Raw genomic sequence first — 14,742 nt, 5'->3', positions numbered from 1 at the left:
ATCGAATACGCCGTTCGGCGCATACTAATTGTTATAGTATAACATTACATGAGAGGTCATCATGAAAGCCGATATCCATCCAGAATACCGTACCGTGGTGTTTCACGATCTGAGCGCCAATGCCTATTTCAAAGTAGGGTCGACCATCAAGACCGATCGCACTATCGATCATGACGGGGAAACTCTGCCGTATGTCACCATCGACGTCTCTTCCGCTTCGCATCCGTACTACACCGGCAAGCAGAAAGAGTTTTCCAAAGAAGGCAGCACCGCGCGCTTCCAGCAGCGTTTCGGTCGATTTATTGGCAGTAAGTAAAGGGAATCAGCATGCAGGTTTTGAGTTCATTGCGTTCGGCGAAAAATCGCCATCCAGATTGCCGCGTGGTGCGTCGCAAAGGCCGCATCTACGTGATCTGCAAGTCCAATCCGCGTTTTAAAGCGGTACAGGGACGTAAGAAAAAGCGTTAACTGCCGTAGACAACCTGGTTTATCGTCAAAGCCCCGTGACTGTTCAACGGGGCTTTTTTATTTTCCATTAGCGGCCAGTTCTGACAAGCCCCGCCGTCCTGGCGGGGCTAAACCACGGTTACTTCATGCTGGCGACAATGGTTTCGACGTTGTGTTTGAACGCCTGAACATAGGTTGCTGCCGGTCCCTGGGCGGTTGACAGGGCTTCAGGATACAATTCCCCACCGGCCTTGGCGTCGGTTGCCGCAGCGATTTGCTTCACCAGGCGTGGATCGGTCTGGTTTTCGATGAAATAGGTATGCACCTTTTCCCGTTTGATCTGGCTAATCAACTGGGCAACGTCACTGGCGCTGGCCTCCGCCTCGGTAGAAAAACCTACCGGCGCCAGGAAGGTCACGCCATATTGCTGACCAAAATAACCAAACGCATCGTGACTGGTCAGCACCTTGCGCTTTTCTGCCGGCACGGCGGCAAACTCCGCCAGCGCCCAGCGATCGAGCCGTTGCAGCTGCTGTATGTATTCGGCGCCGCGCTGACGGAAATAGTTGGCATCCTGTGGATCGGCGGCGATCAGCGCATTCATCACGTTCGTCGCATACTGGACGCCGTTTTTCATGCTGTTCCAGGCATGCGGATCGGTAATCTGTTTGCCATCCTCTGCCATCTGGCGAGTTGAAATTCCCTGTGAGGCGGTAATCAACGGACCATGGTAACCAGAAGCGCTCACCAGCCTGTCGATCCAGCCTTCCAACCCCAAACCGCTGACAAACACCAGATCTGCCTGCGAGAGCAGTTTGCTGTCCTGAGGCGACGGTTCAAAACTGTGCGGATCGCCGTTCGGCCCCACCAGCGACGCCACCTTGACGTGCTCGCCGCCGATCTGTTTGACGATGTCGCTCAACACCGAAAAACTGGCCACCGCGTTGACGGTATTGGCCATTACCAGCGGGCTGGAAAGCAGAGCCGCCGCCACCAGCGTTATTGATAAGCCTTTCATTGGTATCTCCTTGTACATGGCACTTCTCAACGACGCGCGCGGGCATAAATCCCACCACGCCTCCCAAATAGAATCGAAATGAAAAATATCAGACTGGCACTGAGCACGATCGCCGGGCCGGCGGGCAGCGATGCATAATAAGACCACAGCAGTCCGACGATACTGGCGAGTGCGGCGATCGCCATCGACGCCGCCAGAGTCTGCGGCAGATTACCTGCCCAGAAGCGCGCACTGGCGGCCGGTAACATCATCAGCCCAACCGACATCAGAGTGCCTAGAATTTGAAACCCGGCCACCAGATTGACCACCACCAACGCCAAAAAAAGACCATGCCCCCATGCCAGCCAGCGCGGTGCGCCAACGCGTAAAAAGGTCGCGTCAAACGATTCGATCACCAGCGCCCGGTACAACGCGGCCAGCGCCAGCAACGACACGCTGGCGATACCGCCCACCATCACCATGGCATGGCTGTCCACCGCCAGAATCGAGCCAAACAATACGTGCAGCAAGTCAACGCTGGAGCCGCGCAGCGATACCAGCGTCACTCCTAGCGCCAGCGAACCGAGGTAGAAACCGGCGAAGCTGGCATCCTCCTTGAGCGGCGTATGGCGGCTAACCAGGCCGGAAAGCATCGCCACCGCCAGACCGGCGATAAACCCGCCAATCCCCATCGCCACCAATGACATGCCGGAAATCAAATAGCCGATCGCCGCGCCGGGCAGTACCGCATGCGACAGCGCATCACCCACCAGGCTCATGCGGCGCAATAGCAGGAACACTCCGAGCGGCGCAGTGCTGAGCGACAGTGCCAGACAGGCCACCAGCGCCCGGCGCATAAAACCGAAGGATACGAAGGGATCGATCAGCAGATGAAGCAACATCATGGCGCAACCTTGATCCGGCTAACCGGGGAACTGGCGGCATGCAGCAACGGCAGTTGCGCGAGAACGCAGTCAGCATCGCCCCAATGGCAGTCCTGTGGCGTCAACAGCAATGCCTGAGGGAAATGCCCGGCCACCATCGCCATATCGTGTAAAACTGCGATCACCGTTTGCCCCTGCTGATGCAAACGTGCAATCACCTGCAGCAATAAGCCGATCGTCGCACTGTCGATGCCGGTAAAAGGCTCATCCAGCAGGATCAGCGGCGCTTGCTGGGCTAACAACCGGGCAAATAACACCCTCTGCAACTGGCCGCCAGACAACTCACTCACTGGCGAATGCGCCATCTGGCTCATACCCACCGTGGCCAAGGCATCGGCTATCCGCTGGCGCGCGCAGGCAGTTAACCCGCCCAGCATGCCCAGTTGCCGCCAACAGCCCATGGCAACCACATCGTTGACCACGATCGGAAACTGCCGATCCAGTTCCGCCTGCTGCGGCAAATAGGCAATGGAGGGAAATTTTTTGCTGCCATAATCGATACTGCCACCCTGCAACGGCAACAGCCCGGCGATGGTTTTCAATAAAGTGGATTTGCCAGCACCGTTGACACCGATCACTGCCGTCAGCGATCCACGGGCGAAACGGCCGTTTAATGGTGGGAACAGGGCGCCGGTGCCGTAACCAAAAATCGCATGTCGTAACGCAATCATGGCAATACCACCGCCCAGTCAATAGCCAGCCATAATGCCACCAACAACAGCAGCACAGCGGCGCAACGCGCCCCGGCGGAGGCGGTGAACCAGCTGTAAACCGGCTTTGGCTCCGATTTGCCGTAGACAGAAGAATGCTTCATGTCGCTAAACGCCTTTCAGTAAATGTTATAATATAACATCACAATAGTACCGCAGGCTCAAGCGACGGAGACGATTTTATTGCAACTTAACGTAACAACCGACAATACACCCTGCATTTTTTCTCTACGTAGAACATTGAAGGTTATTGCTAAGATTGTTCTTAAATAAGCAAGGATATTTCCCATGTGGTAAACGTCTGGGAACTGTAAAAAAACTATAGTAAGTGAAAAGTCTGCCGACGACCGGGCGAAAAAAGAGTAAGATAAGGCTAACGTTGTCGAGAGCAGGCAGAGATAAATGCACGTAACCTTGGCTTGTCAGCAGAACGTTAGCGCACTTTCTAGCGATCAATTAATGAAAGTGATTAACGATCGGCTGTCAGAGTTAGTTCCCGCGTTAACCAGCGGCCTGAACTTTTATTCAGAAAATGCTCACTACACTGAGGGTTCATTAGAAATATTTGAGTTACGGCAGCTATCCACGCTTGAGTATTCAATGAGTTACCGTTATCAGTGGTACATTTTCAATGCCTGCATTGATATCTATGCTCAGGAATACCTTAGTGACAGTGTGCGTTTTAGCCTGGGTCGACAAGAGTTGGTTTTTGATATAATCGACAACTCTCGCCCGTCAACGGCAGACGAATTGTAAGATTACGTAATAATTACAGGTCAGCTGCGGAAAAATGATTTATATTAATAATACGGAAAGTTTATATAGCATCACTTAAGCTACCTCCGAGAAAGAAGTCCATCAGCTTACTCACAGAGTGTTATCACACCGAAATTAAGACTTACGGAGGGGATGATATGGATGAGTATTCGCCGAAGCGGCACGATATTGCTCAGCTCAAATTCTTGTGCGAAACTTTGTACGACGAAGGCATCGCGACTCTTGGTGACAGCCACCACGGCTGGGTAAACGATCCAACGTCTGCGGTCAACCTACAGCTTAATGAACTGATTGAGCATATTGCTTCGTTTATCATGAGCTATAAAATAAAATACATGGACGAAAGCGATTTTTCGGAACTGGTCGAAGAATATCTCGACGATACCTACACGCTGTTTAGTAGTTACGGTATTAATGATTCCGATCTGCGTCGTTGGCAAAAAACCAAAGCGCGACTATTCAGAATGTTCTCAGGAGAGGGCATCTGTACTACGATGAAAACTTAGGGGATAATTATCCCCAAACTATATCTACGGTTAATAAGACTAAAGGTTATCATGACTAAAATTGACTATCTGATGCGTTTACGTAAATGCACCACGATTGACACGCTTGAACGCGTTATAGAAAAAAACAAGTATGAACTTTCTGACGACGAGCTGGAACTTTTTTACTCTGCGGCAGATCATCGGCTGGCCGAGCTGACGATGAATAAATTGTATGACAAAGTGCCGACTGCCGTTTGGAAATACGTAAGATAATCCAAGATTTGTCTGCGTTGAGCCGATGCCGCGATCGGCCTCAATGATAACGTTATTTAATACCCTTTTTATTCCTGAAAGATATTACGTCAATATCTGGCATCATGAACAATCAATTTACTTTTTGCGACTCATTGTATCCCAACCTGGATGTGCTTATGCCATCAGTTAAAGGCCGGTTCTTGTTCCGTTAATATCCAGGCAATGAATCCCCCACTCGCCTTGCCACCGTGCAAGGATACCGCACCCTGTGCAGTGCAGTTCACGCCAACAGGGTTCGTCTGAACAAGCTACCGTTGGCAACCGTTAAATGCCCCCTACCAATCTAAGACTCCCGCCTTTCATCTACCTGTTTGCCACCGAGTCAACAGGATGCGTGAGGTGGACAGATCCCGGCAGTGACAAAACGGGTTAGGCACAGACGGTAATCATGATATTCAGGAATTGAAGACGATAACGACAGGCAGCCAGAGCTGAAATTGGTGGAGGCCCTGCCAGCTACATCCCGGCACACACGTCACCTGCTGCGGCTGCTTCCTTCCGGACCTGACCGAGTTCACAAGTTAGTGTTGCGGGAGAACCAACAGGGCCCCCATTGACGACTTCTGTACTTCGAAGCGGTGGGCATTATCGTTGATGGCACCCCAAATAGCAAGCCAACCGGGCCTGACCGCTGTTTTCTTACCCACCCTTGCTGTGGCACACTGCCAACCTGGGTTTTACAGGGTAGGTAAACAGCAGATGGAATCGACAGATGCCACCTTCCGCCAACGGGTATTTCATGTCGTCGCGGCAATTCCTGCGGGTAAAGTCACCACCTATGGCGAGGTGGCGCAACTGGCGGGATCTCCGCGCGCTGCGCGCCAGGTCGGTGGCGTATTGAAGAAGTTACCGCCAGGCAGCAGTTTGCCATGGCACCGGGTGATCAATCGTCATGGCAAAATCTCATTGCGCGGAGAGGATTTTCAGCGTCAGCGCCAGGCGTTATTGGCTGAAGGTATCCAATTTGGCATCGACGGCGTGGTCGATCTGCGCCGTTTTGGCTGGCGCCTAGAATAAAACAGCCTTTGACCTGCTGGCCAAAGGCTGTAGAACAACGCGCCGAGATAAAAATTTATCGCATTATGGCATGGCGGTTGGCGTCGCCTGCACCGGGATGTTTTGTACCGGAACCAATTGCAAATCGGCACGGGTACCGTTGCGATTAACCACTTCCTGAATGGTGTCGGTGATAAAGGTCAATTGGCCATCCACGGTGATTGCCGCGCTCAGAATGATACGTGCGTTCGGCTGAATGTCCGCCGGGTTGAAGGGTATGGCGAAGTTAAACGGTGCCTGCTGACCTTCGGTGCGAATCACCCGCTGGGCAATCACTTTGGAAGGCGCATCGGCCAGCGAAGCATCCGAAAGGGTCACCGTCAGCACCGCATTCGGCGGCAGCGCGATACGTTGACGCATATTAACCGAACCTGTCACCGCCGGGCCCTGAACCTGCATTTGCTGCGCAGTCGCCGGGCTGCCTGCTGCCGGTGTTGGCACCTCTGCACTCTTCTGGGCGCAGCCGGCCAATGTGACGGTTAATGCAGTAGCTCCACCAAGGATTTGCCAGAGTTTCATGGATCGGTCTCCTTTTTTATTCTCAACATGCTGGTGGCTTTCACCACCTGACCCATTAAACCTAGCACAAAATCCTGAAAAATTCCTATTGGCCTACCTATTAATCACTTAGCGTTCTAATAACGCTCGCTATTAAGGCAATTTCGTCTGTGCCATAACGCAAGATATTGACGTCCCGCCGTGATATTCCGCACACTGCATAAAATGATTATTAAAAGGGTAACTTTTTATGAGCCAGGCACTGCAAAATCTCCTTGAACTGCTCGATTTGGAAAAAATCGAAGAAGGGTTGTTCCGCGGCCAAAGCGAAGATCTCGGTTTGCGCCAGGTATTTGGCGGCCAGGTCGTCGGCCAGGCGCTCTACGCCGCCAAACAGACCATCCCCGCCGAACGCAGCGTGCACTCGTTCCACAGCTATTTTCTGCGTCCGGGCGACAGCAGCAAACCCATCGTCTATGACGTCGAAACGCTGCGGGACGGCAACAGCTTCAGCGCTCGCCGGGTCAGCGCCATCCAGAACGGCAAGCCGATCTTTTACATGACCGCATCGTTCCAAAGCCCGGAAGAGGGTTTTGAACATCAAAACACCATGCCGGAAGTGCCGCCGCCGGAAGGATTGATGTCGGAATCGGCAATCGCACAGAAGCTGGCGCATATGCTGCCGGAAAAGGTACGAGACAAATTTATCGGCCAGAAGCCACTCGAAATACGCCCGGTGAAATTCCATAATCCGCTGCAGGGTAGCGTAGAAGAACCACATCGCTACGTCTGGCTGCGCGCCAATGGCAACATGCCGGACGACCAGCGCATCCACCAATACCTGTTGGGGTACGCCTCGGACTTCAACTTCCTGCCAACGGCGCTACAGCCACACGGCGTCGGCTTCCTCGAACCCGGCATGCAGGTTGCCACGATTGACCATTCGATGTGGTTCCACCGCCCATTCCGCCTGGACGACTGGCTACTGTACGCGGTTGAAAGCACCTCGGCGTCCGGCGCCCGCGGCTTTGTACGCGGTCAGTTTTACACGCGCGAGGGCGTACTGGTTGCCAGCACGGTACAGGAAGGGGTTATTCGCCAGCGTCAGGCCTGATACGTCAGCAAGGAAAAGGGCGATGTGATCATCGCCCTTTTTGCATCATCATTATTTTTTATGTTTAGCGCACTGCTCTTCTTTACGACTTACTGCTTATCTTACTGGTTATAGGCACTCTCGCCGTGACTGTTGACGTCCAGGCCTTCGCGCTCCTGTTCTTCCGGTACCCGCAGCCCGACGATGGCGCCGGCCACTTTAAAGGCAATGAACGCCGCTACGCCAGACCACACCAGCGTGATGATCACGCTTAACAGCTGTACCCACACCTGGTGACCCATGGTGACGCCCTCGGCGTAACCGGTGCCGCCCAGCGACGATGCCGTGAACACGCCGGTCAACAGGCAGCCGACAATGCCACATACGCCATGCACGCCGAAGACATCACAGGTGTCGTCCACTTTCAGCCATTTCTTCAGCGTGACCACGCCCCACAGGCCGGCAACGCCGCCCACCAGACCAATGATTAACGCGCCCCCCACACCAACGGTGCCTGCGGCCGGCGTTACGGCAACCAGTCCGGCGATGCAGCCGGAGCATGCCCCCAGCAGCGACGGCTTGCCACGCACAATCCATTCGGCAAAGGTCCAGGAAAGGATCGCGCCTGCGGTAGCAACCACGGTATTAAGGAACGCCAATGCCGCAATGCCGTTGGCCGCGCTGGCCGAGCCGGCGTTGAAGCCAAACCAGCCGATATACAGAATCGAAGCCCCGGTAAACACCATTGGCAAGTTATGCGGTTTGAACGCTTCTTTGCCAAAGCCGGCGCGCTTGCCCAACAGGTAAGCCCCCACCAGGCCGGCGCTTGCGGCGTTGATATGCACCACGGTGCCGCCAGCGAAGTCCAGCGCACCGTCCGCCGCCAGGAAACCGCCGCCCCACACCATATGCGCCACCGGCAGATAGGAAATGGTGAACCAGATGGCGGCAAAAATCACCACCGCAGAAAAACGAATGCGTTCGGCGAAGCCACCGACTATCAGCGCCACGGTAATGCAGGCGAAGGAGCATTGGAACGCTACGTGGATCATTTGGCTGAAGGTGCCTGTAACGCTGTCAATACCGATGCCTTTCAGCATCGCCGTTTCAAACCCGCCAAAAAAGGCGTTGCCTTCGCTGAAGGCCAGGCTATAACCGTACAGCACCCACAGTACGCACACCAATGCAAAGGTAACGGTAACCTGCGTCAGCATCGACAGGACGTTTTTTGAGCGCAGTAAACCGCCGTAAAACAGCGCCACGCCAGGTAAGGTCATAAACAGCACCAACGCGGTGCAAATCATCATAAACGCGTTGTCTGCCTTGTCTGCTACCGCCGGAGCGGCCAGAGCCAAAGAGGGAACCAGGGTCACCGTACTCAGGCCCAACATGGATAAAAGTTTTTTCATTATCAATCCATCCCATCTACTTAACTGAGCCAGTGTTTACAGTGCTGCTTCATCTGTTTCGCCGGTGCGTATGCGAATAACACGTTGCAATTCGGCAACGAAAATCTTGCCGTCACCGATTTTGCCGGTGTAGGCAGCTTTACTAATGACATCAACCACTTCATCTAATTGATCGTCAGCGATGGCGATATCGATTTTGACCTTTGGTAAAAAGTTGACGCTGTATTCGGCACCGCGATAAAGCTCGGCATGCCCTTTCTGGCGTCCGAACCCTTTCACTTCGGTTACGGTCAGCCCTTGAATACCTACAGAGGATAGGGCTTCACGCACGTCCTCCAATTTGAACGGTTTGATCACCACGGTAACCAGCTTCATATTGCCTCTCCACGATTAAGCCCAAACTCACCCTGGGTACCAGGCTAATAAAGCAAAGGTTGTGCCATAAATGGTTTTATATGCAGTTTCAGCCAATTACCCAGCATAAGGGCAATCGCCGACGACGAAAGCCGCGCCCAGCAAGGATCGATATGCAACGGTGGTCAATTAGTGTGCACTGCAATTGTGCAGCGTGCGCCGTGAGGGTGCATGGCAGGGCATTTTACCTGGCACGCTGCCTGATTGTGGTGCGAGAGGATTAATGCGGGAGCCGCAATGGCTCCCGAGAACAGATCATGCCGTTTGGATATCTTCACGGCTGCTGGCGGCCAGCTCTTCACCCACCAACTGTAACTGATACATCTGGTAATAACGGCCTTTTTGCGCCAGCAGTTGCTGATGATGGCCCTGCTCCACCGCATGCCCGCGGTGCAACACCAGTATCGAGTCCGCATCGACAATGGTCGACAAACGGTGAGCGATCACCACCAGCGTGGTGTGCTCGCGAATCAGCCGCAGCGCGCGCTGGATCGCTTGTTCGGTACCGGAGTCGATATTGGCGGTGGCTTCGTCAAGGATCAGGATCTGCGGTGCCAGCACCAGCACCCGCGCCATCGCCAGCAGTTGCTTTTGCCCGACCGACAGATTATTGCCCTGTTCGCCAAGCCGCGTGTGGATCCCCTGTGGGAACCCCCGCACCAGTTCCGCCAACTGTACGGTTTCCAGCGCCTGCCATACGGCCTGTTCGCTGATATTGCGGCCAAGCGTCACGTTGGCCAGCACCGATTCGGCCACTACCACCGGATCCTGCTGCACCATCGCCACCCCTTGGCGCAAGGTACGGTGCGACAGACTCGACAGCGGTCGGCCATCCAGCCGTATTTCCCCTTCATTGACCGGATAATAGCCCATCAACAGGTTGGCCAGAGTACTTTTGCCACTGCCGGTATGGCCGACCAGCGCCACGAAACCGCGTGACGGCACCTGCAACGAGATATGTTGCAGCACCTTTTTGTCTTCACGATAAGCGAAGGTCAGGTTGTCGATTTCGATGCGGCCGCTTGCCAATGGATGTTCGTCGGTACCGTAACTCTGCTGACGACGATCCATCAGCTCAAAGATACGCTCGCCGGCCACCACCGCCTGCTGCAAAATCGATTGCTGCGACGTCAGCTCGATCAGCGGCTCATTCAGCCGACCGAGATAATTGATAAAAGCGTACAGAACCCCAACGCCGATGCTCCCTTCGCCGCTGAAGCCAAACAGCATCAGTAAGCCACACAGCACCAGCGCCGAGAACAGACTGAGTAGTGGCCGCAGCAGAAAGCCGTCCAGCCGCAGCGTCTGCATGCGCGCAGTATAATGCGACCAACTGGCATTGCTCATGCGCTCGCCAAAGCGAAGCTGCTGACGGAACTGCTGGATCACCCCCATGCCGTTGATCACTTCGTTAAAACCGTCGTTGATATCCGCCAGATAGCTGCGCACCCGCCGCACAATTGGCGTGCTGTAATATTGGTAAATACCCATTACGATCAAAACCGCCGGGAAGATGCAGATCGCTACCAGCGCCATGCGCCAATCGAGACTGAACATCGCCACCAGCATCGCGCCGATCAGCGCCGCGCTTTTCAGCACGGTGGAGACCACCATCACGTACAGATCCTTAATCACTTCGGTATCGTTGGTGACGCGGGAAATCAACTGCCCGACCGGCTGGGTATCAAACGCGCTCAGCGGCTGACGCAGCGCGGCGTCCATCACGTCGGTGCGCAGACGCTGCACCACGCCGACCGCCGCCTGATTAAACAAAATCGCCTGAAAATAGTGCAGTGCCGCCGCCAGCAGCTCCAGCAGAATATACGCCGCCGCCAGTCCGGTAACGATCGTCAGCGGCAGTTGCCCTTTGGCAACGTAGTTATCGATGAAATAGCTGACCAGGATCGGCCCGGCCACTTCCGCCGCCGCTGCAACCCACAGCATCAGCACCGCTATCCCCAGCGGTTTGCGGTATGGTGAGCCATAGGCCAATAGCCGTTTTAGCGTCGGCCACAGCGTTTGTACTTTACTCATTGGTTAACATCTCCACGCCGATTTCCGGCGCCTCGTCCAACGCGGCCTCCAACTGTTGATAACGATACATATCGCGATACCAACCGGGCTGCGCCGACAACGTTGCGTGCTCGCCGCGCTGTGCCACGGTGCCGTGCTGCATCACCAGAATTTCACTGGCTTCGGTCAGCGCCGACAAGCGATGCGCACTGATGATCACCGTGCGGTTTTGCCCCCAGCTACGCAGATTGTGCAGGATCTGGTGCTCGGTACGGCCGTCCACCGCCGACAAGGCGTCGTCGAGGATCAGGATTTCCGCCTCCAGCAGCAGCGCTCGCGCGATTGAAATTCGCTGCTTTTGCCCACCGGACAGCATCACGCCCCGCTCGCCGACTTCGGTTTCATAGCCCTGCGGCAAGCGCAGAATATCGTCGTGAACGCTGGCCAGGCGCGCCGCCTGCTCGATTTGTTCCTGCGTAGCCCCCGGCTTGCCCAAGGCGATGTTATTCGCCACGCTGTCGGAAAACAGGAAAGGCGTTTGGCTAACGACCGACAGGCGCGCACGCCACGCATCCAGTTTCAATTCGGTCAGCGGCAGGCCGTGGTAACTGATATCGCCTTCATCAATATCAAACTGCCGCTGGATCAACGCCAGCAGCGTGCTCTTGCCTGCGCCGGTCGGACCACACAGACCAAGCATCTGGCCGGGTGCCAGATGCAGCGCCACATCATGTAACGCGCTATGCGCGTTTTGCGGGTAATGGAAACGGCGAATGTCGACCGCCAGTTGCCCACGCCCCGGCGGCAGTTCGCTGTCGCCGTCACGCACCGCCGGCGCTTCGGCCAACAGGCTGCGAATACGGCTGTAGGCCGCACTGCCGCGTTCAACGATGTTGAACATCCAGGCCAGCGCCAGCATCGGCCAAATCATCAGGCCGAGATACATGACAAAACTGGTCAGTTGGCCAAGCGTCAGCATCTGGTTGACTACCATCCAGCTGCCGCCGCCGATCGCCAACAGATTGGCCGCGCCAATGGCGATATAAATCGTCGGGTCGAAACGCGCGTCGACCCGCGCCACGTGCATATTCTTGGCGCCGGTCTGCGCCGCCACGTCGGCAAACTGATTGGATTGATGATCTTCCAGCCCGAACGCCTTGATCATACGGATACTGGTCATGCTTTCCTGAGCCTGATCGTTCAGGTTGGAAAACGCCGCCTGCGCTGATTTGAAACGCTGGTGCAGCTGATCGCCGTAATATTTGATCACGATAGCCATGATCGGCATCGGGATCAGCGACAACAGCGTCAGTTGCCAACTGATCTGGGTACTCATCACGATCAGCACCACCAGGCCCATCACCAACGAATCCACCAACGTCAATACTCCCTCGCCCGCGGCAAACACCACGCGGTCAACGTCATTGGTGGCGCGCGCCATCAGGTCGCCAGTACGATGACGCAAATAGAACGCCGGGTTTTGTCGGCTGAGCTGGCGGTAAAAATTCTCGCGCAGTTCAACCGCCAATTGATAGGAGGCACCGAATAACAGCACCCGCCACACGTAACGCAGCAGGTAAACGACAATGGCGGTGGCAACCATCAATCCCAGCCAGGCCATCAACACGCCGCTGGTCATATGATTTACCGTTACGCCGTCGACAATCACGCCCACCAGCTTGGGCGGCAGCAGTTGCAAAATAGCGATGATAATCAGCAGTGCCACCGCACCGAGGTAGCGGCGCCATTCACGGCGAAAATACCAGCCGATTTGAGCAAATAATCTCACGCAGTCTTATCCAAAATAGGTTGGTTTTTACTCTTGTTGTGCTTTAGCAGCGTAGAATACCACCGTTGAGCGGCCAATTCGGTGAACTTTTCACTCCGGAACCGGCAGCGCAGTAGTATATTTGATTTTTTCCATCGCGAAGCTCGACGTGACGTCAATCAATCCCGGTACGCCATTTACCAGCCGTTTGTAAAAGTTATCGTAGCTTTTCATGTCCGCAACCTGCACTTGCAGCAGATAGTCGTACTCGCCCGCCATGCGATAAAACGCCAGCACTTCCGGCATCTGCGCCGTGAGGTCGACAAAAGCCTGATACCACTCGCTGCTGTGCTGCTGGGTTTTGATCAGCACAAACGCCGTCAGCCCCAATCCGAGCTTTTCGTTATCCAGCAATGCCACGCGACCGCGAATGTAACCTTCATCCTCCAGGCGCTTCAGTCGCTTCCAGCACGGCGTCGAGGTCAGGTTGACCGCCTCGGCCATCGCCTGCAGCGACTGGGTACAGTCCTGTTGTAACAGGCGCAACAGCTTACGATCTGTTTTATCTAGCATAAGGCCACCATGGAGAAATATTTTCTCTTATTTGGCGATTAAACAGGAAAAATGGCAATCTTTTTTTCCTGGCAACGCGCTATGCTACGCGCAAAACAACTTACTAGTTTAAGGCCAGACGATGACAAACACTTGGGTAAAATATGCTATCGGTGAAATAGAAGCGGATTTCCAGCGCTCCGCCGACACCCACCTGATCCGCCTCAACCTGGCTGAGTTTCCCGGCATTCACCTTTATCTGAAGGATGAAAGCACCCACCCGACCGGCAGCCTCAAGCATCGCCTGGCCCGTTCGCTGTTTTTGTACGGATTGTGCAATGGCTGGATCAACCAGAATACGCCGATTATCGAAGCTTCTTCCGGCAGCACTGCGGTATCGGAAGCCTACTTCGCGCGCATGATTGGCCTGCCGTTCATTGCGGTGATGCCATCTTGCACCGCGCGGCGCAAAGTGGAGCAAATTACCTTCTATGGCGGCCGCTGCCACTTTGTCGATCATGCCGCACAGATCTATGCCGCTTCTGAACAACTGGCCCAAGAGCTGAATGGCCACTATATGGATCAGTTCACCTACGCCGAACGTGCGACCGACTGGCGCGGTAACAACAATATTGCCGACAGTATTTTTCGCCAGATGGCGCGCGAACCGTTCCCGGTGCCGAAACACATCGTGATGAGCGCCGGCACCGGCGGTACCTCGGCAACGCTGGGCCGCTATATCCGCTATCAAGGGCATGATACGCAACTGACGGTAGTCGATCCGGAAAACTCGGTGTTCTATGACTGTTTCCAGCATCACGATCGCACGCTGATCGGCAGCTGTGGCAGCCGGATAGAGGGTATCGGACGCCCACGCGCGGAACCGTCGTTTATTCCTTCGGTGATCGACAATATGCTGCGCGTACCGGATGCCGCCAGCGTTGCCACCATCCACTGGCTGGAAGGCATTCTGGGGCGCAAGGTGGGCGCATCCACCGGCACCAATCTGTGGGGAGCGCTGCAACTGGCCAGGCAAATGCGTGAGCGTGGAGAACAAGGCGCTATCGTCACCTTGCTGTGCGATAGCGGCGAACGCTATCTGGATACCTACTACAACCCGCAATGGGTCAGCAGCCATATCGGCGATCTGACGCCGTACCTGGAACAGCTGCGCAACCTGTAAGTCACCCGCGCATCCCGCAGGCGACAGCGATAAAAAAAGCCGGGTAATCATACCCGGCCGGCTGCAAGGGGGGCTCCG

At 55.0% G+C, this 14,742-nt stretch carries 18 protein-coding genes and 1 other RNA gene; 8 read left to right on the top strand and 11 right to left on the bottom strand.

Annotated features, from left to right (window positions below; all coding sequences use genetic code 11):
• Positions 1 to 61 precede the first annotated feature (61 nt).
• Both AC2AXP_RS01130 and ykgO read left to right on the top strand, forming a co-directional pair.
• Positions 62 to 316, top strand: coding sequence for a type B 50S ribosomal protein L31 (locus AC2AXP_RS01130; RefSeq protein ID WP_004954539.1), 255 nt, complete (start codon positions 62 to 64; stop codon positions 314 to 316).
• 11 nt (positions 317 to 327) lie between these two features.
• The gene (gene ykgO, locus AC2AXP_RS01125; RefSeq protein ID WP_004954542.1) at positions 328 to 468 is read left to right on the top strand and encodes a type B 50S ribosomal protein L36; all 141 of its coding nucleotides are present in this window, start codon (positions 328 to 330) and stop codon (positions 466 to 468) included.
• A gap of 118 nt (positions 469 to 586) precedes the next feature.
• On the opposite strand, the gene AC2AXP_RS01120 is transcribed toward ykgO, so the two are convergent.
• From AC2AXP_RS01120 to AC2AXP_RS01105, 4 genes are read right to left on the bottom strand one after another with little or no spacing between them, the layout of a single operon-like run.
• Positions 587 to 1,465, bottom strand: a complete 879-nt coding sequence (locus tag AC2AXP_RS01120; RefSeq protein WP_484381379.1) for a metal ABC transporter substrate-binding protein — start codon at positions 1,463 to 1,465, stop codon at positions 587 to 589.
• A gap of 26 nt (positions 1,466 to 1,491) precedes the next feature.
• Positions 1,492 to 2,349, bottom strand: coding sequence for a metal ABC transporter permease (locus AC2AXP_RS01115; RefSeq protein ID WP_198773344.1), 858 nt, complete (start codon positions 2,347 to 2,349; stop codon positions 1,492 to 1,494).
• Entirely contained in the window at positions 2,346 to 3,059 is a 714-nt protein-coding gene (locus tag AC2AXP_RS01110) for a metal ABC transporter ATP-binding protein (RefSeq protein ID WP_004954551.1), read from the bottom strand. Before AC2AXP_RS01110 ends, AC2AXP_RS01115 begins: the two co-directional genes overlap by 4 nt.
• The gene (locus AC2AXP_RS01105) at positions 3,056 to 3,202 is read right to left on the bottom strand and encodes a hypothetical protein (protein WP_004954554.1); all 147 of its coding nucleotides are present in this window, start codon (positions 3,200 to 3,202) and stop codon (positions 3,056 to 3,058) included. The genes AC2AXP_RS01110 and AC2AXP_RS01105 overlap by 4 nt, the downstream gene beginning before the upstream one ends.
• 298 nt (positions 3,203 to 3,500) lie before the next feature.
• On the opposite strand from AC2AXP_RS01105, the gene AC2AXP_RS01100 reads away from it, so the two are divergent.
• From AC2AXP_RS01100 to AC2AXP_RS01090, 3 genes are all read left to right on the top strand, one after another.
• Entirely contained in the window at positions 3,501 to 3,854 is a 354-nt protein-coding gene (locus tag AC2AXP_RS01100) for a hypothetical protein (protein WP_273868968.1), read from the top strand.
• Positions 3,855 to 4,012: 158 nt separating this feature from the next.
• A complete protein-coding gene (gene tomB, locus AC2AXP_RS01095; RefSeq protein WP_004954559.1) occupies positions 4,013 to 4,381 on the top strand; it encodes an Hha toxicity modulator TomB in 369 nt (122 codons plus the stop codon).
• A 51-nt stretch (positions 4,382 to 4,432) separates the two neighbouring features.
• Complete coding sequence (locus AC2AXP_RS01090; protein WP_088499884.1) at positions 4,433 to 4,636, top strand: HHA domain-containing protein; 204 nt, start codon at positions 4,433 to 4,435, stop codon at positions 4,634 to 4,636.
• Positions 4,637 to 5,125: 489 nt separating this feature from the next.
• Here the strand turns inward: AC2AXP_RS01090 and ffs are convergent.
• Positions 5,126 to 5,222, bottom strand: an RNA gene (gene ffs / locus AC2AXP_RS01085) — signal recognition particle sRNA small type.
• Positions 5,223 to 5,377: 155 nt separating this feature from the next.
• On the opposite strand from ffs, the gene AC2AXP_RS01080 reads away from it, so the two are divergent.
• Positions 5,378 to 5,695: an MGMT family protein gene (locus AC2AXP_RS01080; RefSeq protein ID WP_039991041.1), complete on the top strand. Its 318-nt coding sequence runs from the start codon at positions 5,378 to 5,380 to the stop codon at positions 5,693 to 5,695.
• Positions 5,696 to 5,758: 63 nt separating this feature from the next.
• Here AC2AXP_RS01080 and AC2AXP_RS01075 read toward each other — a convergent pair whose 3' ends face one another.
• Positions 5,759 to 6,253: a YbaY family lipoprotein gene (locus AC2AXP_RS01075; protein ID WP_004954567.1), complete on the bottom strand. Its 495-nt coding sequence runs from the start codon at positions 6,251 to 6,253 to the stop codon at positions 5,759 to 5,761.
• 229 nt (positions 6,254 to 6,482) lie between these two features.
• On the opposite strand from AC2AXP_RS01075, the gene tesB reads away from it, so the two are divergent.
• Entirely contained in the window at positions 6,483 to 7,346 is an 864-nt protein-coding gene (gene tesB, locus AC2AXP_RS01070; protein WP_004954570.1) for an acyl-CoA thioesterase II, read from the top strand.
• Between the two features lie 101 nt (positions 7,347 to 7,447).
• Here the strand turns inward: tesB and amtB are convergent, their stop codons facing one another.
• The 5 genes from amtB to AC2AXP_RS01045 all read right to left on the bottom strand — a co-directional run bounded on the left by amtB (position 7,448) and on the right by AC2AXP_RS01045 (position 13,502).
• Entirely contained in the window at positions 7,448 to 8,734 is a 1,287-nt protein-coding gene (gene amtB / locus AC2AXP_RS01065; protein WP_004954573.1) for an ammonium transporter AmtB, read from the bottom strand.
• A gap of 36 nt (positions 8,735 to 8,770) precedes the next feature.
• Positions 8,771 to 9,109: a P-II family nitrogen regulator gene (gene glnK, locus AC2AXP_RS01060; RefSeq protein ID WP_004949337.1), complete on the bottom strand. Its 339-nt coding sequence runs from the start codon at positions 9,107 to 9,109 to the stop codon at positions 8,771 to 8,773.
• A 294-nt stretch (positions 9,110 to 9,403) separates the two neighbouring features.
• Positions 9,404 to 11,182 (bottom strand): SmdB family multidrug efflux ABC transporter permease/ATP-binding protein, encoded by a 1,779-nt coding sequence (locus AC2AXP_RS01055; RefSeq protein ID WP_004954574.1) that lies wholly within the window; start codon positions 11,180 to 11,182, stop codon positions 9,404 to 9,406.
• Positions 11,175 to 12,950 carry a SmdA family multidrug ABC transporter permease/ATP-binding protein gene (locus AC2AXP_RS01050; RefSeq protein WP_198773360.1) on the bottom strand — a complete coding sequence of 592 codons (1,776 nt, stop codon included), beginning with the start codon at positions 12,948 to 12,950 and terminating at the stop codon, positions 11,175 to 11,177. The genes AC2AXP_RS01055 and AC2AXP_RS01050 overlap by 8 nt, the downstream gene beginning before the upstream one ends.
• A gap of 90 nt (positions 12,951 to 13,040) precedes the next feature.
• The gene (locus AC2AXP_RS01045) at positions 13,041 to 13,502 is read right to left on the bottom strand and encodes an Lrp/AsnC family transcriptional regulator (protein ID WP_004954581.1); all 462 of its coding nucleotides are present in this window, start codon (positions 13,500 to 13,502) and stop codon (positions 13,041 to 13,043) included.
• 121 nt (positions 13,503 to 13,623) lie between these two features.
• Between AC2AXP_RS01045 and AC2AXP_RS01040 the strand changes: the two genes are divergently transcribed.
• Positions 13,624 to 14,664, top strand: coding sequence for a PLP-dependent cysteine synthase family protein (locus AC2AXP_RS01040; protein WP_273868931.1), 1,041 nt, complete (start codon positions 13,624 to 13,626; stop codon positions 14,662 to 14,664).
• The last annotated feature ends 78 nt before the right edge of the window (positions 14,665 to 14,742 follow it).

Source organism: Serratia sp. Sp408 (assembly GCF_057180665.1).
The sequence above is the reverse complement of the archived record's forward strand: the minus strand, read 5'-3'. Positions and strand labels throughout refer to the sequence as shown.